Annotated in this window: 33 protein-coding genes; 2 read left to right on the forward strand and 31 right to left on the reverse strand. The window is 69.1% G+C overall.

Annotated elements, in window-relative coordinates; genetic code table 11:
* Window positions 1–17: 17 nt before the first annotated feature.
* A complete protein-coding gene (locus tag K7787_RS14190) occupies window positions 18–974 on the forward strand; it encodes a DUF389 domain-containing protein (RefSeq protein WP_009190158.1) in 957 nt (318 codons plus the stop codon).
* Window positions 975–1,279: 305 nt separating this feature from the next.
* Here K7787_RS14190 and glmM read toward each other — a convergent pair whose 3' ends face one another.
* From glmM to rplM, 3 genes are all read right to left on the reverse strand, one after another.
* Complete coding sequence (gene glmM, locus K7787_RS14195) at window positions 1,280–2,638, reverse strand: phosphoglucosamine mutase (protein WP_009190157.1); 1,359 nt, start codon at window positions 2,636–2,638, stop codon at window positions 1,280–1,282.
* A gap of 190 nt (window positions 2,639–2,828) precedes the next feature.
* Entirely contained in the window at window positions 2,829–3,341 is a 513-nt protein-coding gene (rpsI, locus tag K7787_RS14200) for a 30S ribosomal protein S9 (protein ID WP_019980862.1), read from the reverse strand.
* Between the two features lie 42 nt (window positions 3,342–3,383).
* Window positions 3,384–3,827 (reverse strand): 50S ribosomal protein L13, encoded by a 444-nt coding sequence (gene rplM / locus K7787_RS14205; protein ID WP_009190155.1) that lies wholly within the window; start codon window positions 3,825–3,827, stop codon window positions 3,384–3,386.
* A gap of 380 nt (window positions 3,828–4,207) precedes the next feature.
* On the opposite strand from rplM, the gene K7787_RS14210 reads away from it, so the two are divergent.
* Window positions 4,208–5,080, forward strand: coding sequence for a hypothetical protein (locus K7787_RS14210; RefSeq protein ID WP_223001609.1), 873 nt, complete (start codon window positions 4,208–4,210; stop codon window positions 5,078–5,080).
* Between the two features lie 139 nt (window positions 5,081–5,219).
* On the opposite strand, the gene K7787_RS14215 is transcribed toward K7787_RS14210, so the two are convergent.
* From K7787_RS14215 to rplB, 28 genes are all read right to left on the reverse strand, one after another.
* Window positions 5,220–6,578 carry a UDP-glucose dehydrogenase family protein gene (locus tag K7787_RS14215; protein ID WP_169437547.1) on the reverse strand — a complete coding sequence of 453 codons (1,359 nt, stop codon included), beginning with the start codon at window positions 6,576–6,578 and terminating at the stop codon, window positions 5,220–5,222.
* A 111-nt stretch (window positions 6,579–6,689) separates the two neighbouring features.
* Complete coding sequence (gene truA, locus K7787_RS14220) at window positions 6,690–7,544, reverse strand: tRNA pseudouridine(38-40) synthase TruA (RefSeq protein ID WP_223001610.1); 855 nt, start codon at window positions 7,542–7,544, stop codon at window positions 6,690–6,692.
* 72 nt (window positions 7,545–7,616) lie between these two features.
* Window positions 7,617–8,135 (reverse strand): 50S ribosomal protein L17, encoded by a 519-nt coding sequence (gene rplQ, locus K7787_RS14225; protein ID WP_223001611.1) that lies wholly within the window; start codon window positions 8,133–8,135, stop codon window positions 7,617–7,619.
* A 181-nt stretch (window positions 8,136–8,316) separates the two neighbouring features.
* Window positions 8,317–9,339: a DNA-directed RNA polymerase subunit alpha gene (locus K7787_RS14230; RefSeq protein WP_003966937.1), complete on the reverse strand. Its 1,023-nt coding sequence runs from the start codon at window positions 9,337–9,339 to the stop codon at window positions 8,317–8,319.
* A gap of 150 nt (window positions 9,340–9,489) precedes the next feature.
* Window positions 9,490–9,894, reverse strand: a complete 405-nt coding sequence (gene rpsK / locus K7787_RS14235; RefSeq protein ID WP_003956432.1) for a 30S ribosomal protein S11 — start codon at window positions 9,892–9,894, stop codon at window positions 9,490–9,492.
* 65 nt (window positions 9,895–9,959) lie between these two features.
* The gene (rpsM, locus tag K7787_RS14240) at window positions 9,960–10,340 is read right to left on the reverse strand and encodes a 30S ribosomal protein S13 (RefSeq protein ID WP_009190150.1); all 381 of its coding nucleotides are present in this window, start codon (window positions 10,338–10,340) and stop codon (window positions 9,960–9,962) included.
* 202 nt (window positions 10,341–10,542) lie between these two features.
* Window positions 10,543–10,656, reverse strand: a complete 114-nt coding sequence (gene rpmJ, locus K7787_RS14245; protein ID WP_003998809.1) for a 50S ribosomal protein L36 — start codon at window positions 10,654–10,656, stop codon at window positions 10,543–10,545.
* Window positions 10,657–10,720: 64 nt separating this feature from the next.
* The gene (infA, locus tag K7787_RS14250) at window positions 10,721–10,942 is read right to left on the reverse strand and encodes a translation initiation factor IF-1 (protein WP_003948620.1); all 222 of its coding nucleotides are present in this window, start codon (window positions 10,940–10,942) and stop codon (window positions 10,721–10,723) included.
* A 317-nt stretch (window positions 10,943–11,259) separates the two neighbouring features.
* Complete coding sequence (map, locus tag K7787_RS14255; protein WP_169437542.1) at window positions 11,260–12,096, reverse strand: type I methionyl aminopeptidase; 837 nt, start codon at window positions 12,094–12,096, stop codon at window positions 11,260–11,262.
* Window positions 12,097–12,244: 148 nt separating this feature from the next.
* Window positions 12,245–12,907: an adenylate kinase gene (locus tag K7787_RS14260; protein ID WP_009190148.1), complete on the reverse strand. Its 663-nt coding sequence runs from the start codon at window positions 12,905–12,907 to the stop codon at window positions 12,245–12,247.
* Window positions 12,907–14,220: a preprotein translocase subunit SecY gene (gene secY / locus K7787_RS14265; protein WP_009190147.1), complete on the reverse strand. Its 1,314-nt coding sequence runs from the start codon at window positions 14,218–14,220 to the stop codon at window positions 12,907–12,909. Before secY ends, K7787_RS14260 begins: the two co-directional genes overlap by 1 nt.
* A 180-nt stretch (window positions 14,221–14,400) precedes the next feature.
* A complete protein-coding gene (gene rplO / locus K7787_RS14270) occupies window positions 14,401–14,856 on the reverse strand; it encodes a 50S ribosomal protein L15 (protein WP_009190146.1) in 456 nt (151 codons plus the stop codon).
* 2 nt (window positions 14,857–14,858) lie between these two features.
* On the reverse strand, window positions 14,859–15,041 hold the full coding sequence (gene rpmD, locus K7787_RS14275) for a 50S ribosomal protein L30 (RefSeq protein WP_009190145.1): 183 nt from the start codon (window positions 15,039–15,041) through the stop codon (window positions 14,859–14,861).
* 2 nt (window positions 15,042–15,043) lie between these two features.
* Window positions 15,044–15,649 carry a 30S ribosomal protein S5 gene (gene rpsE / locus K7787_RS14280; protein WP_009190144.1) on the reverse strand — a complete coding sequence of 202 codons (606 nt, stop codon included), beginning with the start codon at window positions 15,647–15,649 and terminating at the stop codon, window positions 15,044–15,046.
* Between the two features lie 41 nt (window positions 15,650–15,690).
* Entirely contained in the window at window positions 15,691–16,074 is a 384-nt protein-coding gene (rplR, locus tag K7787_RS14285) for a 50S ribosomal protein L18 (protein WP_009190143.1), read from the reverse strand.
* A 3-nt stretch (window positions 16,075–16,077) separates the two neighbouring features.
* Entirely contained in the window at window positions 16,078–16,617 is a 540-nt protein-coding gene (gene rplF / locus K7787_RS14290; protein ID WP_009190142.1) for a 50S ribosomal protein L6, read from the reverse strand.
* Between the two features lie 24 nt (window positions 16,618–16,641).
* Window positions 16,642–17,040: a 30S ribosomal protein S8 gene (gene rpsH / locus K7787_RS14295; protein WP_009190141.1), complete on the reverse strand. Its 399-nt coding sequence runs from the start codon at window positions 17,038–17,040 to the stop codon at window positions 16,642–16,644.
* Between the two features lie 213 nt (window positions 17,041–17,253).
* Window positions 17,254–17,439 carry a type Z 30S ribosomal protein S14 gene (locus K7787_RS14300; protein WP_003948630.1) on the reverse strand — a complete coding sequence of 62 codons (186 nt, stop codon included), beginning with the start codon at window positions 17,437–17,439 and terminating at the stop codon, window positions 17,254–17,256.
* A 5-nt stretch (window positions 17,440–17,444) separates the two neighbouring features.
* Window positions 17,445–18,002: a 50S ribosomal protein L5 gene (gene rplE, locus K7787_RS14305; protein ID WP_009190140.1), complete on the reverse strand. Its 558-nt coding sequence runs from the start codon at window positions 18,000–18,002 to the stop codon at window positions 17,445–17,447.
* Window positions 18,002–18,325 carry a 50S ribosomal protein L24 gene (rplX, locus tag K7787_RS14310; protein ID WP_009190139.1) on the reverse strand — a complete coding sequence of 108 codons (324 nt, stop codon included), beginning with the start codon at window positions 18,323–18,325 and terminating at the stop codon, window positions 18,002–18,004. The genes rplE and rplX overlap by 1 nt, the downstream gene beginning before the upstream one ends.
* A gap of 2 nt (window positions 18,326–18,327) precedes the next feature.
* Window positions 18,328–18,696 (reverse strand): 50S ribosomal protein L14, encoded by a 369-nt coding sequence (gene rplN / locus K7787_RS14315; RefSeq protein ID WP_003998823.1) that lies wholly within the window; start codon window positions 18,694–18,696, stop codon window positions 18,328–18,330.
* A 189-nt stretch (window positions 18,697–18,885) separates the two neighbouring features.
* On the reverse strand, window positions 18,886–19,170 hold the full coding sequence (gene rpsQ, locus K7787_RS14320; protein ID WP_009190138.1) for a 30S ribosomal protein S17: 285 nt from the start codon (window positions 19,168–19,170) through the stop codon (window positions 18,886–18,888).
* Window positions 19,167–19,391: a 50S ribosomal protein L29 gene (rpmC, locus tag K7787_RS14325; RefSeq protein WP_018564811.1), complete on the reverse strand. Its 225-nt coding sequence runs from the start codon at window positions 19,389–19,391 to the stop codon at window positions 19,167–19,169. The genes rpsQ and rpmC overlap by 4 nt, the downstream gene beginning before the upstream one ends.
* Window positions 19,391–19,810, reverse strand: coding sequence for a 50S ribosomal protein L16 (gene rplP / locus K7787_RS14330; protein ID WP_009190136.1), 420 nt, complete (start codon window positions 19,808–19,810; stop codon window positions 19,391–19,393). The genes rpmC and rplP overlap by 1 nt, the downstream gene beginning before the upstream one ends.
* A 5-nt stretch (window positions 19,811–19,815) precedes the next feature.
* A complete protein-coding gene (gene rpsC / locus K7787_RS14335) occupies window positions 19,816–20,646 on the reverse strand; it encodes a 30S ribosomal protein S3 (RefSeq protein ID WP_009190135.1) in 831 nt (276 codons plus the stop codon).
* Window positions 20,646–20,993, reverse strand: a complete 348-nt coding sequence (rplV, locus tag K7787_RS14340; RefSeq protein WP_027757868.1) for a 50S ribosomal protein L22 — start codon at window positions 20,991–20,993, stop codon at window positions 20,646–20,648. Before rplV ends, rpsC begins: the two co-directional genes overlap by 1 nt.
* A gap of 44 nt (window positions 20,994–21,037) precedes the next feature.
* Entirely contained in the window at window positions 21,038–21,319 is a 282-nt protein-coding gene (rpsS, locus tag K7787_RS14345; RefSeq protein ID WP_009190133.1) for a 30S ribosomal protein S19, read from the reverse strand.
* A 12-nt stretch (window positions 21,320–21,331) separates the two neighbouring features.
* Window positions 21,332–22,168, reverse strand: coding sequence for a 50S ribosomal protein L2 (rplB, locus tag K7787_RS14350; RefSeq protein ID WP_009190132.1), 837 nt, complete (start codon window positions 22,166–22,168; stop codon window positions 21,332–21,334).
* Window positions 22,169–22,198: the final 30 nt, after the last annotated feature.

Consider the following 22,198-nt stretch of genomic DNA (forward strand, 5'->3'; position numbering starts at 1 on the left):
CGTCTACGCTGCCGGGCATGCTGCATCTGCGACTGATCACCCCCGCCGACCGGACCGACGACGTGGTCGCCGCGGTGCGCAAGACCGTCGGCACCGCCCATCTGGTGGTGCTGCCGGGCGCCGCCCGCGACCCGGCCGGGGACGTGGTGATGTGCGACATCGCCCGCGAGGCGGCGGACGAACTCCTCGGCGAGCTGCGGGCGTTGGGCATCGACCGGGCCGGTTCGATCGCCGTGGAGAGCATCGACCTGTCGCTGTCGAAACGGGCCGACCGGGCCGAGCGGGAGGCGCCGGGCGAGGCCGCGGACGCGGTGCTGTGGGAGGAGCTGACGGAGGCCACCCACGAGGAGTCGACGCTGTCGATCACCTATCTGGCGTTCATCACGCTGGCCACGATGATCGCCGCCTGCGGTGTGGTGCTCGACAACGCCGTGCTGATCGTCGGCGCGATGGCGGTGGGCCCGGAGTTCGGGCCGCTGGCCGGCATCGCCACGGCCCTGGTGCGCAAGGCGCCGCGGCTGGCCCTGCGGTCGCTGGTCGCGCTGCTGGCGGGGTTCGCGCTGGCGATGGCCGTGACCGTCGGCTTCAGCGTCCTGATGGACGCGCTCGGCCTGTTCAGCAAGGCCCGGCTGGAGGGACCGCGGCCCAACACCAACTTCGTCTACGCGCCCGACGCGTTCTCGTTCGTGGTGGCGGTCCTGGCCGGCGCCGCCGGGACGCTCTCGCTGACCTCCGCCAAGTCGGGCGCGCTGGTCGGGGTGGCCATCTCCGTGACCACGGTCCCGGCCGCCGCCAACGCGGCCGTCGCCCTGGCCTACGGCGACACCGCGCAGACCTGGGGCTCCACCGCCCAGCTCCTGCTGAACCTGTTCGGCATCGTCCTGGCCGGCACCCTCACCCTGCTGGTCCAGAAGTACCTCTGGACCAGGCAACGCGACCGCGCCCCGGCGAAAGCCCACCGGGGAGCGCTCTGAGAGCGCGCCCCGGCCCGCCGCCCGAGGACGCCCGCGCCCCGCGGACCGCCGGCCGCCCCCGCCCCGCGCCCTCGCGGCGACACCCGGCCCACCACGGACCGACGGGCCGCGCCTTCGCAACCCCACAGCCCACGGCCCGGGCCGAACCGAACCGGAATCGGACCGGGCCGGGCCGGGCCGGAATCGGACCAGGCCGGAATCGGACCAGGCCGGGCCGGGCCGGAATCGGACCGGCTCGGAACCGGGCCGGCTCGGAACCGGGCCGGCCCGGAATCGGCCGGCCCTGACAGCCGGCCCGCGCCCGACTACCCCAGCGCCGACTTCACCGCGTCGGCCAGCCGCCCCGCCACCGAGCGGGCCTGCTCGATGTCCGCGGCCTCGACCATGACGCGCACCAGCGGCTCGGTGCCCGACGGACGCAGCAGCACCCGCCCGGTCTCCCCCAGCTCCCGCTCGGCCTCGGTCACGGCGGCGGCCAGGTCGGCGGAGGTCTTCACCCGCGACTTGTCCACGTCCGGGACGTTGACGAGGACCTGCGGCAGGCGCTCCATCACGGCCGCCAGGTCCCGCAGCGTACGGCCGGACTCGGCGACCCGGGCGGCCAGCAGCAGACCGGTCAGCGTGCCGTCGCCGGTGGTGGCGTGGTCGAGGACGATGACGTGCCCGGACTGCTCCCCGCCAAGGGCGTAGTCCTTGCTCTTCATCTCCTCCAGGACGTACCGGTCGCCGACGGCGGTCTGCACGAGGTGGATGCCCTCGCGCTCCATGGCCAGCTTGAAGCCCAGGTTCGACATCACGGTCGCGACGACGGTGTCGGAGCGCAGTGCGGAACGCTCCCGCATCGCCAGCGCGAGCACGGACAGGATCTGGTCGCCGTCGACCTCCTCGCCGGTGTGGTCCACGGCCAGGCAGCGGTCGGCGTCGCCGTCGTGCGCGATGCCCAGGTGGGCGCCGTGCTCGACGACGGCGGCCTTCAGCTTGTCCAGGTGCGTGGAGCCGCAGCCGTCGTTGATGTTGAGGCCGTCCGGCTCGGCGCCGATGGTGACGACCTCCGCGCCGGCCTGCTCGAACGCCGCCGGGGAGACGCGCGCGGCGGCGCCGTGCGCCTCGTCCAGCACGATCTTCAGCCCGTCGAGGCGGTTGGGCAGGGCGCTCAGGAGGTGGGCGACGTACGCGTCGAAGCCCTCCTCGTAGTCGCGGACGCGGCCGACGCCGGAGCCGGTGGGACGGTCCCAGGGAGCGCCGGTGCGGTGCTCCTCGTAGACCTTCTCGATCCGGTCCTCCAGGTCATCGGCGAGCTTGTGGCCGCCGCGGGCGAAGAACTTGATGCCGTTGTCGGGCATCGCGTTGTGGCTGGCCGACAGCATCACGCCGAGGTCGGCGCCGAGCGCGCCGGTTAGATGCGCCACGGCGGGCGTCGGCAGCACGCCGACGCGCAGCACGTCCACGCCCGCGCTCGCCAGGCCCGCCACCACGGCGGCCTCCAGGAACTCACCGGAGGCGCGCGGGTCCCGGCCGACCACCGCCGTCGGACGGTGGCCCTCGAAGGTGCCCGCCTCGGCCAGTACGTGCGCCGCGGCGACGGAGAGGCCGAGCGCCATCTCGGCGGTCAGGTCCGCGTTGGCGACACCGCGCACGCCGTCCGTGCCGAAGAGTCGTCCCACTTGTCCTCCTGAGAAAGCGTCAGTTCGAGAAGCCGTGCCAGTGTGTCCGTCGTCCTGGCATCCGATCACATCAGCGTGTGAGCACCTTGTGCCGTTATACGCCCAAGTCCTGTGATAAACGAACGCCCCGGAGGCACAGTGGCGTGCCGCCGGGGCGTTCGGAGTAGGCCTGTCCGCAGGCAGCTGCTGATTAGCGCTTGCTGTACTGCGGAGCCTTGCGGGCCTTCTTGAGACCGGCCTTCTTGCGCTCGACCGCACGGTCGTCGCGGCGGAGGAAGCCGGCCTTCTTGAGCGGGCCGCGGTTGTTGTCGACGTCGGCCTCGTTCAGGGCGCGGGCGACACCGAGGCGCAGAGCGCCGGCCTGACCCGAGACACCGCCGCCGGCGATGCGGGCGACGACGTCGTAACGGCCCTCGAGCTCCAGCACCTTGAAGGGCTCGTTGACTTCCTGCTGGTGCACCTTGTTCGGGAAGTAGTCCTCGAGGGTGCGACCGTTGATCTTCCACTTGCCGGTGCCCGGGACGATCCGGACGCGGGCGATGGCGTTCTTGCGGCGGCCCAGGCCGGCGGCCGGCTGCGGCTCGCCGAAGCGGGAGGCCAGGGACTCCGAGGTGTACTCGCCCTCGACGGGGACCTCGGACTCGGTGGTGTAGCTCTCGATGTCGATCTCTTCGATCGGCTGCTCGGCAGTGGTCTCGGCCACGATTCTCCTCAGATTCTCTTCAGTCTTAGGGGGTGGCCGGACTTACTGCGCGACCTGGGTGATCTCGAACGGCACCGGCTGCTGGGCGCCGTGCGGGTGCTGGTCACCCTTGTAGACCTTCAGCTTCGAGAGCATCTGACGGCCCAGAGTGTTCTTGGGGAGCATGCCCTTGACGGCCTTCTCGATGGCCTTCTCGGGGTTGTTCGCGAGCAGGTCGTCGTAGCGGACGGACCGCAGACCGCCCGGGTAGCCGGAGTGGCGGTACGCCATCTTCTGGGTCCGCTTGTTGCCGGAGAGGTGCACCTTGTCGGCGTTGATGATGATGACGAAGTCACCAGCGTCGACGTGCGGCGCGTAGATCGGCTTGTGCTTGCCCCGCAGAAGGGTGGCAGCGGTGGACGCCAGGCGGCCGAGGACGACGTCCTGGGCGTCGATGACGTGCCACTGGCGCGTGATGTCGCCGGGCTTGGGGCTGTACGTACGCACGGTTCGTAGCCTTCGCTTCTTCAGTGAATGGTCCTGACAAGGTCACCGAAGACGATCACGACAGCCCTGACCGCACAGCGGTGACGCAAACCGCGTGCTGGTCGCTGGTCATCGGCCCGGTGGACCGGTGTAAGGGCCGGGTCCGTGAGAAGAGCCAAGCCAATACACAACGAACATGCAGAGTACCTGCGCGGCCCTCCGGGGGTCAAAACGGGGTTGCCGGCGCGGTCCCCTGCGTGTTCCGCACCCAGTGTACGGGGCGCCGTGTCACGAAGGCCCCACCCCATACCCGCCGCAATCGTCCTGAACGCCCCCGAGCCCTTGTCCCGCCTGCCTCGCGGGGCGGGGAGCCCACCCGGACGGCGTCTAAGATGCGCCCCATGAGTTTTGGGCAGGGGGGCTCGCAGTCCCAGTGGGATCCCTGGAAACCGCACTCCCAGCAGCCGTGGAACGGCGGGGGCGGTGACGGGACTCCGGACTGGGCCGCGCTGGCCGAGGCGTCGGAGAGCCGGAACAAGCGGCGCCGGCTGCTGTTCGTCGGCGGCGGCGTGCTGGCCACGGTCGCCGTCGGCGCGGCCGTCGCCATGGCCGTGATGTCCGCCGGCGGGGACGACGACGCCCGCGGCGGCCCGGCCCAGCCGTCCGCCTCCGCGTCGGCGAGCGGCTCGGCCGCGCCCTCCTTCGCGCCCACCACCGCGCCGCCCCCGCTGGACCCGAAGGACTTCATAGCCAGCGCCAAGAAGGACACCGCCCCGCTCAGCGCGGACACCCTCTTCCCCGGCGCGCAGCTGACCATGACGGGCAACGTGTACAAGAAGGGCCCCACGGCCGACACCAAGAACTGCGCCTCGGCCGCGCAGGGCACCCTCGCCAAGGTCCTCACCGACAACGGCTGCACCCGGCTGATCCGCGCCACCTACACCAAGGACGGCGTCGCGGCGACCGTCGGCGTCGCCGTCTTCGACACCGAGGCGCAGGCCACCAAGGCCAAGGGCCAGGCCGACAAGAAGAGCATCGTCCGGCCGCTGACCGGCGACGGCGTCAAGGACTTCTGCAACGGCGCGGTCTGCCGCTCCACCACCAACTCCTACGGCCGCTACGCCTACTTCACCATCAGCGGCTTCCCCGGCGGCAAGAACGTCACCACCAAGGACACCTCGGTCTTCCGCACCGGCGACGACCTCGCCGCCTTCGCCTTCGGCCAGATCCGCCGCCGCGGCGAGGCCCAGGCCTCGGCGGCGGCGAACCAGTAACTGCCGCGGCCGACCCTGGCCGCCCGGGGGGCTCACGGCTGCCGGCGAGCCCCTGCCCGGCGGGCCGACCGGCCGCCGCCTGCCCCGGCCGCCGCGAGCCACCCCGCCGTCGGCCGCACGCCCGGCGCACCGGCCGGGCCTACGCGCCCGCGTCCGGCGGCCGCTCCGACGCCGCCCGAGGGTCCGGCCCGGCGGCCGCACAGGGCGGCCCGGGCTCCGGACTCCCCAGGGCCCGGAACCACCAGCCCGCCGCGCGCCAGCGGGCCGCATCCAGGGCGCCGCGGCCGTCCACGATCCTCGGGCGCCGGACCAGGGCGGCCGCCTGCCGTGGGTCCAGGTCGCGGAACTGGGGCCACTCGGTCAGGTGCAGCACCAGCTCGGCCCCGCGCAGCGCCTCCTCCACCGACAGGGCGTAGCCGAGCAGCGGGAACGCCTTACGGGCGTTGTCCATCGCCTCGGGGTCGTAGACCGTCACGTCCGCGCCGTCCAGGTCCAGCCGCGCGGCCACGTTCAGCGCGGGCGAGTCGCGGATGTCGTCCGAGTCCGGTTTGAAGGCCGCGCCCAGCACCGCCACCCGCGCCCCGAGGACGCTCCCGCCGCACGCCTGGCGGGCCAGTGCGATCACCCGGTCCCGGCGCCGCATGTTGATCGCGTCCACCTCGCGCAGGAAGCCCAGGTCCACGCCCAGCTCGGCGGCCCGGTGCGCGAAGGCGCGGATGTCCTTGGGCAGACACCCGCCGCCGAACCCCACCCCGGCCCGCAGGAACGCCCGCCCGATCCGCTCGTCGTACCCCAGCGCCTCCGACAGCCGCCGCACGTCACCGCCGGTCGCCTCGCACACCTCGGCCATCGCGTTGATGAAGGAGATCTTGGTGGCCAGGAAGGAGTTCGCGGCCGTCTTCACCAGCTCGGCGGTGGCGAAGTCGGTGACGACCAGCGGCGTCCCCGCGGCCAGCACATCCCCGTACACCCGGCGCAGCAGCCGCTCGGCGCGGGCCGTGCGCACCCCGAACACCAGCCGGTCCGGGGCCAGCGTGTCCGCGACGGCGAAGCCCTCCCGCAGGAACTCGGGGTTCCAGGCGATCTCCACCCGGTGCGCGTCGGCGAGCCGCGCCGCGGTGCCAACCGGCACGGTCGACTTGCCGACCAGCAGCGCCCCCTTGCGCGCGTGCCGGGCGACGGCCGCGAAGGCACTCTCGACATACGTGAGGTCCGCGCCCTCGCCGTCCCGGCGCTGCGGGGTGCCCACGCACACGAAGTGCACCTGCCCGAAGGCGCCGGCCTCCTCGTAGGAGCCGGTGAACCGCAGCCGCCCGCTCGCCGTGTGCCGGGCGACCAGCTCGGCCAGCCGCGGCTCGTGGAACGGCGCCCGCCCCGCCCGCAGCGCGGCGACCTTGCCGGCGTCGGTGTCCACGCCGACGACCTCGTGTCCCAGCTCCGCCATGCAGGCGGCGTGCGTGGCGCCGAGGTACCCGGTGCCGATGACGGTGAGCCGCATGGTTCAGCCCCTCTCGCCGTACGTCCCTGCCGAGCCGTACGGCGCGCAGGTGCAGCGGCGAGTTCCCCGCCGGACGGCACCCGTACCGTCACCGAGGGTGAACAGGCCCCCTCAGCAGCAGCCGGCCGCCGGCAGGGACCGCTTGTTGCGGGCCTCGCGGCTGCGCGCGGCCAGCAGCTCGTCGGCCGGGTAGCCGACCTCCTCCAGGGTCAGCCCGTGCGGCCGTACGACGTGCACGGCCGAGTCCCGCACGCCCGCCGCCAGCACCTTGCCGGGCCAGTCGGGGGTGCGGTGGCCGTCGCCCACGAACAGCAGCGCGCCGATCAGCGAGCGCACCATGTTGTGGCAGAAGGCGTCCGCGCGGACGGTCGCGGTGATGATCCCGTCGGCGCCGCGCCGAAGGCTCAGCTCCTGGAGGGTGCGGATGGTGGTCGCGCCCTCGCGCTTCTTGCAGTAGGCGGCGAAGTCGTGCTCGCCGAGCAGGCGCCGGGCGGCCTCGTTCATGGCGTCCACGTCGAGCGGCCAGTCGTGCCACAGGACGTGCCCGCGCAGCAGCGGGTCCACGCCGCCCGGGTTGTCGGTGACCCGGTAGGCGTAGCGGCGCCAGACGGCGGAGAACCGGGCGTTGAAGCCGCTGGGGGCGGGCCGCAGCGCCCACACCCGCACATCGCGCGGCAGCCGCCCGGCGAGCCGCTTGAGCAGCTTCTCGTGGTGCTCGCGCCACACCTGCTTGGGCAGGTCCACATGGGCCACCTGCCCCCGCGCGTGCACCCCGGCGTCGGTCCGCCCGGCGACGGTCAGCTCGTACGTCTCCGGCGACCGCGTGACCGTGCGCAGCGCGTCCTCGATCTCCCCCTGCACGGTCCGCTTCCCGCCGGCCTGCTTGGCCCAGCCGTGGAAGGCGGAACCGTCGTAGGACAGATCGAGACGGACACGGACATGACCGGGCTGTACTTCGTCACTCACACACAGATCCTCTCAGCAACGGAAAAGCGGGCCCGCCCCGAAGGGCGGACCCGCTCAACGCGAGGGAGTGCCTCAGGCGTCCTTCTCGCTGTCACCAGCCGCTTCCGCGGCGGGCTCGGCGGGAGCCTCAGCGGCCTCGGTGGCCTCGGCCTGCTCGGCCTTGGCCTCGTCGGCCTCCTTGACCGCGCGCTTGGTGGCGGCCTCGGCCTCACCCACGGCGTTCTGCTGCACCGTCAGCGCCTCGACCAGCTCGATGACGGCCATGGGCGCGTTGTCGCCACGGCGGTTGCCGACCTTGGTGATGCGGGTGTAGCCACCGGGACGGTTCTCGTACCGCGGGCCGATCTCGGTGAAGAGCGTGTGGACGATGCCCTTGTCCGTGATGACCTGGAGCACCTGGCGGCGGTTGTGAAGGTCGCCCTTCTTCGCCTTGGTGATCAGACGCTCGGCGTAGGGACGCAGACGGCGCGCCTTCGCCTCGGTGGTGGTGATGCGGCCGTGCTCGAAGAGCGCCTTCGCGAGGTTCGCGAGGAGCAGCTTCTCGTGCGCGGCACTGCCGCCCAGACGGGCACCCTTGGTGGGCTTCGGCATGGTTCTTCTCCTGTGTGTCTGCCCCGGCCGTATCAGGTACCGGGGTCAGTATCCGAGCGGGCGGTCGCCCGTCGGAGATCCGGGAGCAGCCCCGAAGGGGCGCTCCCGGAAGGGACGCGAGGAGCTGCGCGATCAAGCACAGCGCACCCGCGCCCTGACACGGGCCGTGCGGCCCGAGCTCTCAGTACTGCTCGGTCTCCACGAACCCGGCGTCCGCGTCGTCGTCCGCGCCGAAGGCGTCGGCGGCGGCGGTCGGGTCGAACCCGGGAGGCGAGTCCTTCAGCGCGAGGCCCATACCGGCCAGCTTCGCCTTGACCTCGTCGATCGACTTCGCACCGAAGTTGCGGATGTCGAGCAGGTCGGCCTCGGAGCGGGCGACCAGCTCACCCACGGAGTGGATGCCCTCGCGCTTGAGGCAGTTGTACGACCGAACGGTGAGCTCCAGCTCCTCGATCGGCAGCGCCAGGTCGGCGGCGAGCGCGGCGTCCGTCGGGGACGGACCCATGTCGATGCCCTCGGCGTCGATGTTCAGCTCGCGGGCGAGACCGAACAGCTCGACCAGGGTCTTGCCGGCGGAGGCCATGGCGTCACGCGGACGCATCGCCTGCTTGGTCTCGACGTCGACGATCAGCTTGTCGAAGTCGGTGCGCTGCTCGACACGCGTGGCCTCGACCTTGTACGTGACCTTGAGCACCGGCGAGTAGATGGAGTCGACCGGGATACGGCCGATCTCCTGGCCCACCTGCTTGTTCTGCACGGCGGAGACGTAGCCGCGACCGCGCTCGACGGTCAGCTCCATCTCCAGCTTGCCCTTGCCGTTGAGCGTGGCGAGGACGAGGTCGGGGTTGTGCACCTCGACACCGGCCGGGGGCGCGATGTCGGCGGCGGTGACCAGACCCGGGCCCTGCTTGCGCAGGTACATCACGACCGGCTCGTCGTGCTCCGAGGAGACGACCAGCTGCTTGATGTTGAGGATCAGGTCGGTGACGTCCTCCTTGACGCCCGGCACGGTGGTGAACTCGTGCAGGACACCGTCGATGCGGATGGACGTGACCGCCGCACCCGGGATCGAGGAGAGGAGCGTACGGCGCAGGGAGTTGCCGAGGGTGTAGCCGAAGCCCGGCTCCAGCGGCTCGATCACGAACCGGGAGCGGAACTCGTCGACGACCTCTTCGGTCAACGAGGGTCGCTGAGCGATCAGCATCTGTGGATCAGATCCTTCTTTCGTGGACGCCCGCTATTTGACGTCCGACAAAACCGCGCCCGAGGGAGCGCGGGTACTGCAAGGGTACGGGCGGCAGGCCCCGAAGGAGCCGTACCGCCCGAAAACCTCGAACCGACGAGCGGCCGTGCGTCAGACGCGGCGGCGCTTCGGCGGGCGGCAGCCGTTGTGCGGGGTCGGGGTGACGTCCTGGATGGAGCCGACCTCGAGACCGGTCGCCTGAAGCGAACGGATCGCGGTCTCACGACCGGAACCCGGACCCTTCACGAACACGTCGACCTTGCGCATGCCGTGCTCCTGGGCGCGGCGGGCGGCCGACTCGGCGGCCATCTGCGCGGCGAACGGCGTGGACTTCCGGGAGCCCTTGAAGCCGACGTGGCCGGCGGAGGCCCAGGAGATCACGTTGCCGCTCGGGTCGGTGATCGAAACGATGGTGTTGTTGAACGTGCTCTTGATGTGCGCGTGGCCGTGAGCGACGTTCTTCTTTTCCTTGCGGCGCACCTTCTTGGCAGCGCCCTGACGTCCCTTGGGGGGCATGTCTTCTCCTACGGGAGGTGGTCGGTCCTACAGCGAAGACCGCTGGACGGCGAGTCCGCTGCGGACTACTTCTTGCCCGGCTTCTTCTTGCCGGCGATGGCGCGACGCGGGCCCTTGCGGGTACGGGCGTTCGTGCTGGTGCGCTGACCGCGGACGGGCAGACCGCGGCGGTGCCGCAGACCCTGGTAGCAGCCGATCTCGACCTTGCGGCGGATGTCGGCCTGGATCTCGCGACGGAGGTCACCCTCGGTCTTGATGTTGTTGTCGACGTACTCGCGGATCGCGACGAGCTGCTCTTCGGTCAGGTCGCGGACGCGGGTGTTCGGGTCGACGCCGGTGGCGGCCAGCGTCTGCTGGGACAGGGTCCGGCCGATGCCGAACACGTAGGTGAGGGCGACCTCCACGCGCTTTTCGCGCGGGATGTCAACACCGGAAACGCGTGCCATTCAATGGCTCCAGTTTGATCTTCGGAGGTCTTCCACAGGACCGGCTCCCGGCCGCCGTACGAGGTACGAACCGGGTCCCCGGCCTCCGAACCGGGGGTGTCGAGCGGACGCTCGCGCCGCTCGGGACCTGCGTATGAACATATTCAGCTCGCGTCGCGCGAAACTCTGCGATAGAGGTGCAGAGGGTGCGGTCGGTCGTGCGTCAGCCCTGGCGCTGCTTGTGGCGCGGGTTCTCGCAGATGACCATGACCCGGCCGTGACGGCGGATCACCCTGCACTTGTCGCAGATCTTCTTGACGCTCGGCTTGACCTTCATTGGGTGAGGTTCTCCGGGTCAGTTGCCGGCGACCCCGCGGTAGGACACGGGGCCTGGGCAAGATCTACTTGTACCGGTAGACGATCCGGCCACGCGTCAGGTCGTACGGAGACAGCTCCACCACGACCCGGTCGTCAGGGAGGATGCGGATGTAGTGCATACGCATCTTGCCGCTGATGTGTGCCAGGACCTGGTGGCCGTTCTGGAGCTCGACCTTGAACATGGCGTTCGGCAGAGACTCGACGACAGTGCCCTCGATCTCGATGGCACCTTGCTTCTTGGCCACGCTTCGCCCTTCGAATCGACTACCTTGATCGACTCTCCTGCTTCCCTTACGGGCGCATGCGGACATGCGGGTGCACGAGAGCCGACGAGTCAGTCTACGTCAGCGCACCCGGAAACACGAATCGGGGAAGCCTGCCCCACGCCGGAGATCGTTATGCCAGCGGGTCGGGAGCGGCCGCGACGCCGTACTCCGCGAGCTTGGCCCTGCCGCCGGCCCATCCTCTCCACGCCGCTCTCGCGGGCTCGGCGCCGGGGGCACCTCACAGGCTTCGAGCGGCTGCGCCGGCCTCCGACCGGCGGCTGCGAGCGGGCCGGTCGTCAGGCGAGCGGGTCCGGTGCCGCGCTGATGCCGTACTCCGCGAGCTTGGCCCTGCCGCCGTCGGGGGCGGTCAGGACCAGGGGGCCCTGTTCGGTGAGGGCGACGGAGTGCTCCCAGTGGGAGGACCAGGTGCCGTCGGTGGTGATGACCGTCCACTCGTCCTCCAGCACCCGCGTCTTCGGGGTGCCGAGGGAGACCATGGGCTCGATGGCCAGGCAGAAGCCGGGGACCAGCTTGGGGCCCTTGCCGCGCCGGCGGTCGACGTAGTTCAGCAGATGCGGGTCCATGTGCATCTCGGTGCCGATGCCGTGGCCGCCGTAGTCCTCGATGATGCCGTAGCGGCCGCCGCCGGGCTTGGGCTGGCGGCGGATGTACGTCTCGATCGCGCGGGAGATGTCCAGCAGCCGGTTGCCGAGCTTCATGGCGGCGATGCCGGCCCACATCGACTCCTCGGTCACCCGGGACAGCTCGATCAGCTCCGGGGAGTGACCCGAGCCGACGAAGGCGGTGTACGCCGCGTCGCCGTGCCAGCCGTCCACGATCGCGCCGCAGTCGATGGAGATCACGTCGCCGTCCTTGAGGACGACCTCGTCGGAGGGGATGCCGTGGACGACGACCTCGTTCACCGAGGTGCAGATGGTGGCCGGGAAGCCGCCGTAGCCGAGGAAGTTCGGCTTGGCGTTGTGCTCGGCGAGCACCTTGCGGGCCACCTGGTCCAGGTCCTTGGTGGTCGCCCCGGGCACGGCCGCCTCCCGGGTGGCCGCGTGGATCGCGGCGACGACCAGCCCCGCCGCACGCATCTTGGCGATCTGCTCGGGGGTCTTGATCTGCACCATGAGGACGGGGGCCTTTCTGGGACCGGAAGCGGGGTCGGCTACTACAACGATACGGGGACGCCCGGCGCCCCGTGGGCGAGCACGGCCCGCCCACAGCTCAGCCGCGGCCCCTCGGGGGGAACCGCGGCTGCAGCCGGCGTCCTACGGGTTACTGGGTGGCGTCCTCGCGCTTGAGCGCCTCCAGCGCGCGCCGGGTGATCTCGTCCACCGGGCCGAGCGAGGAGATCGTGACGACCAGGCCCTGGGCCTTGTAGTAGTCGATGATCGGCTCGGTCTGCGAGTGGTAGACCTCCAGCCGCTTGCGGACCGTGTCCTCGTGGTCGTCGTCGCGCTGGTACAGCTCGCCGCCGCAGACGTCGCAGACGCCCTCCTGCTTCGGCTTGCTGTACGTCACGTGGAAGACGTGACTGGAGTCGTTGCGGCAGATGCGCCGGCCGGCGATCCGCTTGACGACCTCGTCCTCGGGGACCTCCAGGTCCAGCACCGCGTCCAGCGTGATGCCCTCGCCGCTCAGCAGCTCGTCCAGCGCCTCGGCCTGCGAGACGTTGCGCGGGAAGCCGTCCAGCAGGAAGCCGCCCTCGGCGTCCGGCTGCTCCATGCGGTCCTTCGCCATGGCGATGGTGACCTCGTCGGGTACGAGATCGCCGGCGTCCATGTAGGACTTCGCCAGCTTGCCCAGCTCCGTCTGCCCGCTGATGTTGGCGCGGAACAGGTCGCCCGTGGAGATGTGGGGGATCGACAGCTTCTCGGCAAGGCGCACGGCCTGCGTTCCCTTACCGGCGCCCGGCGGCCCGACGAGGACGATTCGCATCAGCGGAGGAACCCTTCGTAATTGCGCTGCTGGAGCTGGCTCTCGATCTGCTTCACCGTCTCCAGGCCGACACCCACGATGATCAGGATGCTCGTCCCGCCGAACGGGAAGTTCTGGCTTGCCCCGAAGCCAACCAACGCCATCGTCGGTACGAGAGCGATCAGACCCAGGTACAGCGAACCCGGCCAGGTGATCCGGTTGAGCACGTACGAGAGGTACTCAGCGGTCGGTCGGCCAGCCCGGATGCCCGGGATGAAGCCACCATACTTCTTCATGTTGTCCGCGACTTCCTCGGGGTTGAAGGAGATCGCCACGTAGAAGAACGCGAAGAACACGATGAGCAAGAAGTACAGAGTGATGTAAATCGGGTGATCACCCTTGGTCAGATTCTGGGTGACCCACGTCTTCCAGCCGGCATTGCCCCCCGCGAACTGCGCGACGAGGGCCGGAATGTAGAGCAGCGACGAGGCGAAGATGACGGGAATCACACCCGCCTGGTTCACCTTGAGCGGGATGTACGTGGACGTACCGCCGTAGGACCGGCGGCCGATCATGCGCTTGGCGTACTGCACCGGGATACGGCGCTGGGCCTGCTCCACGAAGACGACCAGACCGACCATGACCAGGCCGACCAGGATGACGGTGCCGAACTCGATCCAGCCGCCGGCCAGCTTGCCGGACTTCTTGATCGCCCACAGCGCGGACGGGAAGGTGGCGGCGATCGAGATGAACATCAGGATCGACATGCCGTTGCCGATGCCGCGGTCGGTGACCAGCTCGCCGAGCCACATGACGACGGCCGTGCCGGCGGTCATGCAGATGACCATCGTGATGGTCGTGAAGATCGCCCGGTCCGGGACGATGTTGCCGGCGACCGAGCAGCCGTTGAACAGGGCGCCGCTGCGGGCGGTGGCCACCAGGCCGGTGCCCTGCAGGATCGCGAGCGCCACCGTCAGGTACCGCGTGTACTGGGTGATCTTCGCGGTGCCGGCCTGGCCCTCCTTCTTGAGGGCTTCCAGGCGCGGGATCACCACGGTCAGCAGCTGCAGGATGATGCTCGCCGTGATGTACGGCATGATCCCCAGCGCGAAGACGGTGATCTGCAGAAGCGCGCCGCCGCTGAACATGTTGACGAGACCGAAGAGACCCTGGTTGCCGGAGGCCTCGGTCACGCACTGCTGGACGGCCTTGTAGTTGACGCCCGGGATCGGGATGTGGGTACCGACGCGGTACACCACGATGATGCCGAGCGTGAAGAGCAGCTTCTTGCGCAGGTCGGGCGTCCTGAACGCCCGGGCGAAGCCGGTGAGCACGGTGCCTCCTGCGACCCCCGCGCAAGTGCGTCAGGGTGACGGGTCTTGAGGTTCGACGGAAAAGAACAGTGCAGGCCACCTTACCGGCGACCATGCCCCCCATGGAACGACCAACCGGGGATACCTCATTGTGAGGCATCCCCGGTCGGGTTCGTCTACGTCATCGAGACGCCTGAGGAATCAGACGAGCTCGGTGACGGTGCCGCCGGCGGCGGTGATCTTCTCCTTGGCGGAGCCGGAGACGGCGTCGACCGTCACCTGCAGCGCCACGGAGACCTCGCCCTGGCCCAGGACCTTGACCAGGCTGTTCTTGCGAACGGCGCCCTTGGCCACCAGGTCCTCGACCGTGACTTCGCCACCCTCGGGGTACAGCGCGGTCAGCTTGTCGAGGTTCACGACCTGGTACTCGGTCTTGAACGGGTTCTTGAAGCCCTTCAGCTTCGGGAGGCGCATGTGGAGCGGCATCTGGCCACCCTCGAAGCGCTCCGGAACCTGGTAACGGGCCTTCGTGCCCTTCGTACCACGACCGGCCGTCTTACCCTTCGACGCCTCACCACGACCCACACGGGTCTTGGCGGTCTTGGCGCCCGGGGCGGGACGGAGGTTGTGGATCTTGAGCGGGTTCTGCTCCGCCATGATCAGTCGACCTCCTCGACCGTCACGAGGTGGCGGACGGTGTGCACCATTCCGCGGAACTCGGGGCGGTCCTCCTTGACGACCACGTCACCCAGGCGCTTGAGGCCCAGGGAACGCAGGGTGTCGCGGTGGTTCTGCTTGCTGCCGATGTAGGACTTCGTCTGCGTGATCTTGAGCTGCGCCATGATTACGCACCCGCCCCGGCACGCGCACGCAGGAGAGCCGCGGGGGCGACGTCCTCGAGGGGCAGACCGCGGCGGGCCGCGATCTCCTCGGGACGCTGCAGGCCCTTGAGGGCCTCCACGGTGGCGTGCACGATGTTGATGGCGTTGTCGGAGCCGAGCGACTTCGACAGCACGTCGTGGATGCCGGCGCACTCGAGCACGGCGCGCACCGGGCCACCGGCGATCACACCGGTACCGGGCGACGCGGGCTTGAGCAGCACGACGCCGGCAGCCTTCTCACCCTGGATCGGGTGCGGGATGGTGCCCTGGATGCGGGGGACCTTGAAGAAGTGCTTCTTGGCCTCCTCAACGCCCTTGGCGATGGCGGCCGGCACCTCCTTGGCCTTGCCGTATCCGACACCCACGGTGCCGTCACCGTCGCCCACCACGACCAGCGCGGTGAAGCTGAAGCGACGACCACCCTTCACAACCTTGGCGACGCGGTTGATCGCGACGACGCGCTCAACGTACGCGGTCTTCTCGGCGGCAGCTGCGCCGCCGTCACGGCCCTTCCGGTCCCGCCGCTCGCCGCCACCGGCACCGCCACCGCGGCGCTGGGGTCCAGCCATTGGAATTACCTCTCTCTGTCTCCGCTAGCTACGGAACCGACTCAGAACTTGAGTCCGGCTTCGCGGGCGGCGTCCGCCAGGGCGGCGATGCGCCCGGCGTACTGGTTGCCACCACGGTCGAACACGACGGCCTCGACACCGGCGGCCTTGGCACGCTCGGCGACCAGGGCGCCGACCTGCTTGGCCTGCGAGGACTTGTCGCCCTCGCCGCCGCGGATCGACGTGTCCAGGGTGGACGCCGACGCCAGGGTGTGGCCCTTGAGGTCGTCGATCACCTGCGCCACGATGTGGCGGTTCGAGCGGGTCACGACCAGACGGGGGCGCTCCGCCGTACCGGAGATCCGCTTGCGGATCCGGATGTGACGGCGCTTGATCGCGGCGCGCTTGTAGGCGTCGCCCTTGAGGATCTTCTGCCCGTATGCCATGGCTTACTTACCCGCCTTTCCGACCTTGCGGCGGATGACTTCGCCCTCGTACTTGACGCCCTTGGCCTTGTACGGGTCGGGCTTGCGCAGCTTGCGGATGTTGGCCGCAACCTCGCCGACCTTCTGCTTGTCGATGCCCTCGACCGAGAAGCGGGTGGGGGCCTCCACCTTGAAGGTGATGCCCTCGGGCGCCTCGACGGTGATCGGGTGGCTGTAGCCGAGCGCGAACTCGAGGTTCGAGCCCTTGGCCGTCACGCGGTAACCGACACCGCTGATCTCGAGCTTCTTCACGTAACCCTGGGTCACGCCGGTGATCATGTTCGCCACCAGCGTGCGGGACAGGCCGTGCAGGGCCTTGTTCTGACGCTCGTCGTTCGGGCGGGTGACGTTGAGAACGCCGTCCTCACCCTTGACGATCTCGATCGGCGCGGCGACGGTGTGGGTCAGTTCGCCCTTGGGGCCCTTGACCTTGACCGTGCGGCCGTCGATGGTGACGTCCACGCCGGCGGGAACCGTGATGGGGAGCTTGCCAATACGCGACATAGCTGTTTCCTCCGTTCCCTTCCGTTACCAGACGTAGGCGAGGACTTCCCCACCCACGCCCTTCTTGCCGGCCTGCTTGTCGGTGAGGAGCCCGTGCGACGTGGAGATGATCGCCACGCCGAGGCCGCCGAGCACCTTCGGCAGGTTGGTGGACTTCGCGTAGACCCGGAGACCGGGCTTCGAGATCCGCTTGATGCCCGCGATGGAGCGCTCACGGTTCGGGCCGTACTTCAGCTCGAGGACGAGGTTCTTGCCGACCTCGGCGTCCTCGGTCTTCCAGCCGGTGATGAAGCCCTCCTGCTGGAGGATCTCCGCGATGTGCGACTTGATCTTCGAGTGCGGCATGGTCACGGTGTCGTGGTATGCCGAGTTCGCGTTCCGCAGACGCGTGAGCATGTCTGCGATCGGATCAGTCATGGTCATGAATTGGCCTTCGGCCTCTCTCGCCGGGGTTTCCTGGTGCGCCATCCCTCTCCCCGATCCGAGACGGGACGGGTGCGGCGCGGTGGACCTACGGCGTAGTAAGTCGTTTAGGGCGCGGCAGGCGCCCAACCCCACAAGCCTAAGGCATGGGGGGTGGGCCGCCTGCCGACCCCGGTTGCTTACCGAGAGTCCTGATTCAACCCAAGTGGGTTGTTACCAGGAGCTCTTGGTCACGCCCGGCAGCTCGCCACGGTGAGCCATCTCACGAAGGCACACGCGGCACAGGCCGAACTTGCGGTACACGGAGTGCGGACGGCCGCAGCGCTGGCAGCGGGTGTAGCCGCGCACACCGAACTTGGGCTTGCGAGCAGCCTTCGCGATGAGAGCCTTCTTCGCCATCTCGCTCACGCCTCCTTGAACGGGAAGCCGAGGTGACGGAGAAGGGCACGGCCCTCTTCGTCGTTGGTCGCCGTGGTGACCACGGTGATGTCCATACCCCGGACACGGTCGATCTTGTCCTGGTCGATCTCGTGGAACATGACCTGCTCCGTGAGACCGAAGGTGTAGTTGCCACGGCCGTCGAACTGCTTGGGGGACAGGCCGCGGAAGTCGCGGATGCGCGGGAGCGCCAGCGACAGGGTGCGGTCCAGGAACTCCCACATGCGGTCGCCACGGAGCGTGACGTGGGCACCGATCGGCTGGCCTTCACGCAGCTTGAACTGCGCGATGGACTTGCGGGCCTTGGTGACCGCCGGCTTCTGCCCGGTGATCGTGGTGAGGTCGCGGATGGCGCCCTCGATCAGCTTGGAGTCGCGGGCGGCGTCGCCCACACCCATGTTGACCACGATCTTGACGAGGCCCGGGATCTGCATGACGTTCTCGTACTTGAACTCGTCACGCAGCTTGGGGGCGATCTCGTCGCGGTACTTCTGCTTCAGACGCGGGGCAGTGGTGGTAGCCATCAGATGTCCTCACCCGTCCGCTTGGCAACGCGGATCTTGTTGCCGTTCTCGTCGAAGCGGTAACCGACGCGCGTGACGACCTTGTTGCCGTCCTTCTCCACGACCAGCTGGACGTTGGAGACGTGGATCGGGGCCTCGGTGGTCACGATGCCGCCGGCCTGGGAACCGCTGGCGGTCGGGCCGGCCTTGGTGTGCTTCTTGACCCGGTTGACACCCTCGACCAGGACGCGGTCCTCGCGGGGGTAGGCCGCGATGACCTTGCCCTGCTTGCCCTTGTCCTTACCGGTGATGACCTGGACCAGGTCGCCCTTCTTGATCTTCATGCTCACAGCACCTCCGGCGCGAGGGAGATGATCTTCATGAACTTCTTCTCGCGCAGCTCACGGCCCACGGGGCCGAAGATACGGGTGCCGCGAGGGTCGCCGTCGTTCTTCAGAATGACGGCGGCGTTCTCGTCGAAGCGGATGTACGAGCCGTCCGGACGGCGGCGCTCCTTGACGGTGCGAACGATGACCGCCTTGACGACGTCACCCTTCTTCACGTTGCCACCGGGGATCGCGTCCTTGACGGTGGCGACGATGACGTCACCGATGCCCGCGTAGCGGCGACCGGAGCCACCGAGCACACGGATGCAAAGGATTTCCTTCGCCCCCGTGTTGTCGGCGACACGCAGCCGCGACTCCTGCTGGATCACGTCTATCTCCTGGATGTCTGCCGGTTCCCGGCGGGCTCCGTGAAACGACTCACGGAGCCCACCGAGCCTGGCGGAACTGTCCTGCGGTTGGTCCCCGCAGGAATTACAGGCCGGGGGCGGCGCCCACCGGCCCGAAGGCCCGGGGGCGAAGCCCCCAGCGGGGGTCAGCGGGGGCGAGGCCCCCGCTTGCTACTTCGCCTTCTCGAGGATCTCGACGACGCGCCAGTGCTTGCTGGCGGACAGCTTCCGGGTCTCCATCAGGAGGACGCGGTCGCCGATGCCGGCTGCGTTCTGCTCGTCGTGCGCCTTGAGCTTGCTGGTGCGGCGGATGACCTTGCCGTACAGCGCGTGCTTGACGCGGTCCTCGACGGCGACGACGACGGTCTTGTCCATCTTGTCGCTGACGACGTAACCCTCACGCGTCTTGCGGGCGTTCCGCTCAGTCTTCTGCTCAGTCACGTTGTTCTCGCTCATGCGTTCTCCACCGTCTCGATGCCCAGCTCACGCTCGCGCATCAGGGTGTAGATCCGCGCGATGTCCTTGCGGACCGCCTTCAGACGGCCGTGGTTCTCGAGCTGGCCCGTCGCCGCCTGGAAACGGAGGTTGAACAGCTCTTCCTTGGCCTCGCGGAGCTTGCCCAGAAGCTCCTCGTTGCCCAGCTCGCGCAGCTCGGACGCCTTGGTACCGGCCGACATCACGCTTCACCTGCCTCGCGCTTGACGATCCGGCACTTCATCGGCAGCTTGTGGGCCGCACGGGTCAGCGCCTCACGGGCGATCTTCTCGTTCGGGTAGGACAGCTCGAACATCACCCGACCGGGCTTGACGTTCGCGATCCACCACTCCGGCGAACCCTTACCGGAACCCATGCGGGTCTCGGCGGGCTTCTTGGTCAGCGGACGGTCCGGGTAGATGTTGATCCAGACCTTGCCGCCACGCTTGATGTGGCGGGTCATCGCGATACGAGCCGCCTCGATCTGGCGGTTCGTCACGTAGGCCGGGGTCAGCGCCTGGATGCCGTACTCGCCGAACGCAACCTGCGTTCCACCCTTGGACATACCGTTGCGCTTCGGGTGGTGCTGCTTGCGGTGCTTGACCCTACGGGGGATCAGCATTTCGGTCAGGCCTCCGTTCCGGTGCTCTCAGCCGGAGCGGCAGCGGCCGGAGCCTCGGCCTTGGGGGCCTCGGCGGCCGGAGCCGACTGCTGCTGCGGCTTGCGACCGCGCCGCTCGCCACCGCGGCCACCACGGGCCGGGCGGTCGGCGCCACCACGGGCCGGGCGGTTGCCCGCACGGGCGGCGGCGTTCTCGGCGCGGACCTCGGCGATGTTCTTCACGTCGCCCTTGTAGATCCAGACCTTCACGCCGATGCGGCCGAAGGTCGTCTTGGCCTCGAAGAAGCCGTAGTCCACGTTCGCGCGGAGCGTGTGCAGGGGCACGCGGCCCTCGCGGTAGAACTCCGAGCGGGACATCTCGGCGCCGCCGAGGCGGCCGCCGCACTGGATCTTGATGCCCTTGGCGCCGGCCTTCATCGCCGACTGCATGCTCTTGCGCATGGCACGGCGGAAGGAGACGCGGGAGGAGAGCTGCTCGGCGACGGCCTGGGCAACCAGCTGAGCGTCGGTCTCGGGGTTCTTGACCTCGAGGATGTTCAGCTGGACCTGCTTGCCCGTGAGCTTCTCGAGGTCGCCGCGGATGCGGTCGGCCTCGGCGCCACGGCGGCCGATGACGATGCCCGGACGGGCCGTGTGGATGTCCACGCGGACGCGGTCACGGGTGCGCTCGATCTCCACCTTGGAGATGCCGGCGCGCTCCATGCCGGACGTCATCATCCGACGGATGGCGACGTCTTCCTTGACGTAGTCCTTGTACAGCTTGTCGGCGTACCAACGCGACTTGAAGTCGGTCGTGACACCGAGCCGGAACCCGTGCGGGTTTACCTTCTGGCCCATTACCGGGTTCCTTCCTTGCTGCTGACGACCACGGTGATGTGGCTGGTCCGCTTGCGGATCCGGTAGGCACGGCCCTGGGCGCGCGGCCGGAACCGCTTCAGGGTCGGGCCCTCGTCGACGTAGGCCTCGGAGATGTAGAGGCTGTCGACATCGGTGTGGTCGTAGTTGTGCGCGGCGTTGGCAATGGCGCTGTCCAGCACCTTGCCCACCGGCACGCTCGCGGCCTGCGGGGCGAAACGCAGGACCGCCTGAGCCTCCGCGGCGTCCATGCCACGGATGAGGTCCACCACACGGCGGGCCTTCATGGGCGTGACGCGGATGTACCGCGCCTGGGCCCTGGCTTCCATGGTTGTCCCTTCAGTGTTTGTCATGATCTTTCACACCCCGCTGACTAGCGGCGCTTCGACTTCCGGTCTTCCTTGACGTGACCCCGGAAGGTGCGCGTCGGCGAGAACTCGCCGAGCTTGTGGCCGACCATGGACTCGGTGACAAACACCGGGATGTGGGTCTTGCCGTTGTGCACCGCGATCGTGTGGCCCAGCATCGCCGGGACGATCATCGAGCGGCGGGACCAGGTCTTGATGACGTTCTTGGTGCCGGCTTCGTTCTGGACGTCCACCTTCTTGATGAGGTGGTCGTCGACGAAAGGCCCCTTCTTCAAGCTACGAGGCATCTCAACCCGTCCTTAGCGCTTCTTGTTCGTCTTGCGGCGGCGGACGATGTACTTGTTGCTCGCCTTCTTGGGAGAACGAGTACGACCTTCCTTCTGACCCCAGGGGCTGACCGGGTGGCGACCGCCGGAGGTCTTGCCCTCACCACCACCGTGGGGGTGGTCAACCGGGTTCATCGCCACACCGCGAACGGTCGGGCGGACGCCCAGCCAGCGCTTGCGGCCGGCCTTGCCCCAGTTGATGTTGCTCTGCTCGGCGTTGCCGACCTCGCCGACCGTGGCGCGGCAGCGCTGGTCGACCAGGCGGATCTCACCGGACGGCATGCGGAGGTGGGCCATCGTGCCCTCCTTCGCGAGCAGCTGCACGGAGGCGCCGGCGGAACGGGCGAACTTGGCGCCGCCACCGGGACGGAGCTCGATCGCGTGGATCGTGGTACCGACCGGGATGTTGCGGATGGCCAGGTTGTTGCCCGGCTTGATGTCGGCCCCGGGACCGTTCTCCACGCGGTCGCCCTGCTGCAGGTTGCGCGGGGCGAGGATGTAGCGCTTCTCGCCGTCGGCGTAGTGCAGCAGCGCGATGCGCGCGGTGCGGTTGGGGTCGTACTCGATGTGCGCGACCTTCGCCGGCACGCCGTCCTTGTCGTGACGACGGAAGTCGATCACGCGGTAGGCGCGCTTGTGTCCGCCACCCTGGTGGCGAACGGTCACACGACCGGCGTTGTTACGGCCGCCCTTGCTGTGCAGCGGGCGGACCAGCGACTTCTCCGGCGTGGACCGCGTGACCTCGACGAAGTCGGCGACGCTGGAGCCACGACGGCCCGGAGTCGTCGGCTTGTACTTGCGGATACCCATTTCTCAGTCCTCGTCCGATATCGGACGATC

The sequence above is a fragment of the Streptomyces sennicomposti genome (assembly GCF_019890635.1).
GTDB lineage: Bacteria > Actinomycetota > Actinomycetes > Streptomycetales > Streptomycetaceae > Streptomyces > Streptomyces sennicomposti.

Excerpts from the sequence above, each read along its gene's own strand:
- rplO (WP_009190146.1), bottom strand. The coding sequence starts at position 14,856 with ATGGCGGAGCAGAACCCGCTCAAGATCCACAACCTCCGTCCCGCCCCG.
- K7787_RS14215 (WP_169437547.1), bottom strand. The coding sequence starts at position 6,578 with ATGCGGCTCACCGTCATCGGCACCGGGTACCTCGGCGCCACGCACGCC.
- map (WP_169437542.1), bottom strand. The coding sequence starts at position 12,096 with ATGGTGCAGATCAAGACCCCCGAGCAGATCGCCAAGATGCGTGCGGCG.
- rpmJ (WP_003998809.1), bottom strand. The coding sequence starts at position 10,656 with ATGAAGGTCAAGCCGAGCGTCAAGAAGATCTGCGACAAGTGCAGGGTG.
- K7787_RS14210 (WP_223001609.1), top strand. The coding sequence starts at position 4,208 with ATGAGTTTTGGGCAGGGGGGCTCGCAGTCCCAGTGGGATCCCTGGAAA.
- K7787_RS14190 (WP_009190158.1), top strand. The coding sequence starts at position 18 with ATGCTGCATCTGCGACTGATCACCCCCGCCGACCGGACCGACGACGTG.
- rpsH (WP_009190141.1), bottom strand. The coding sequence starts at position 17,040 with ATGACCATGACTGATCCGATCGCAGACATGCTCACGCGTCTGCGGAAC.
- rpsC (WP_009190135.1), bottom strand. The coding sequence starts at position 20,646 with ATGGGCCAGAAGGTAAACCCGCACGGGTTCCGGCTCGGTGTCACGACC.
- rplV (WP_027757868.1), bottom strand. The coding sequence starts at position 20,993 with ATGGAAGCCAGGGCCCAGGCGCGGTACATCCGCGTCACGCCCATGAAG.
- rpsM (WP_009190150.1), bottom strand. The coding sequence starts at position 10,340 with ATGGCACGCGTTTCCGGTGTTGACATCCCGCGCGAAAAGCGCGTGGAG.
- rplX (WP_009190139.1), bottom strand. The coding sequence starts at position 18,325 with ATGAAGATCAAGAAGGGCGACCTGGTCCAGGTCATCACCGGTAAGGAC.
- rpsK (WP_003956432.1), bottom strand. The coding sequence starts at position 9,894 with ATGCCCCCCAAGGGACGTCAGGGCGCTGCCAAGAAGGTGCGCCGCAAG.
- K7787_RS14230 (WP_003966937.1), bottom strand. The coding sequence starts at position 9,339 with ATGCTGATCGCTCAGCGACCCTCGTTGACCGAAGAGGTCGTCGACGAG.
- rpmD (WP_009190145.1), bottom strand. The coding sequence starts at position 15,041 with ATGGCGCAGCTCAAGATCACGCAGACGAAGTCCTACATCGGCAGCAAG.
- rplF (WP_009190142.1), bottom strand. The coding sequence starts at position 16,617 with ATGTCGCGTATTGGCAAGCTCCCCATCACGGTTCCCGCCGGCGTGGAC.
- K7787_RS14300 (WP_003948630.1), bottom strand. The coding sequence starts at position 17,439 with ATGGCGAAGAAGGCTCTCATCGCGAAGGCTGCTCGCAAGCCCAAGTTC.
- K7787_RS14260 (WP_009190148.1), bottom strand. The coding sequence starts at position 12,907 with ATGCGAATCGTCCTCGTCGGGCCGCCGGGCGCCGGTAAGGGAACGCAG.
- rpsQ (WP_009190138.1), bottom strand. The coding sequence starts at position 19,170 with ATGAGCGAGAACAACGTGACTGAGCAGAAGACTGAGCGGAACGCCCGC.
- rplE (WP_009190140.1), bottom strand. The coding sequence starts at position 18,002 with ATGGCTACCACCACTGCCCCGCGTCTGAAGCAGAAGTACCGCGACGAG.
- rpsE (WP_009190144.1), bottom strand. The coding sequence starts at position 15,649 with ATGGCTGGACCCCAGCGCCGCGGTGGCGGTGCCGGTGGCGGCGAGCGG.
- rplR (WP_009190143.1), bottom strand. The coding sequence starts at position 16,074 with ATGGCATACGGGCAGAAGATCCTCAAGGGCGACGCCTACAAGCGCGCC.
- rplP (WP_009190136.1), bottom strand. The coding sequence starts at position 19,810 with ATGCTGATCCCCCGTAGGGTCAAGCACCGCAAGCAGCACCACCCGAAG.
- rpsS (WP_009190133.1), bottom strand. The coding sequence starts at position 21,319 with ATGCCTCGTAGCTTGAAGAAGGGGCCTTTCGTCGACGACCACCTCATC.
- rplQ (WP_223001611.1), bottom strand. The coding sequence starts at position 8,135 with ATGCCGAAGCCCACCAAGGGTGCCCGTCTGGGCGGCAGTGCCGCGCAC.
- rplB (WP_009190132.1), bottom strand. The coding sequence starts at position 22,168 with ATGGGTATCCGCAAGTACAAGCCGACGACTCCGGGCCGTCGTGGCTCC.
- rpmC (WP_018564811.1), bottom strand. The coding sequence starts at position 19,391 with ATGTCGGCCGGTACCAAGGCGTCCGAGCTGCGCGAGCTGGGCAACGAG.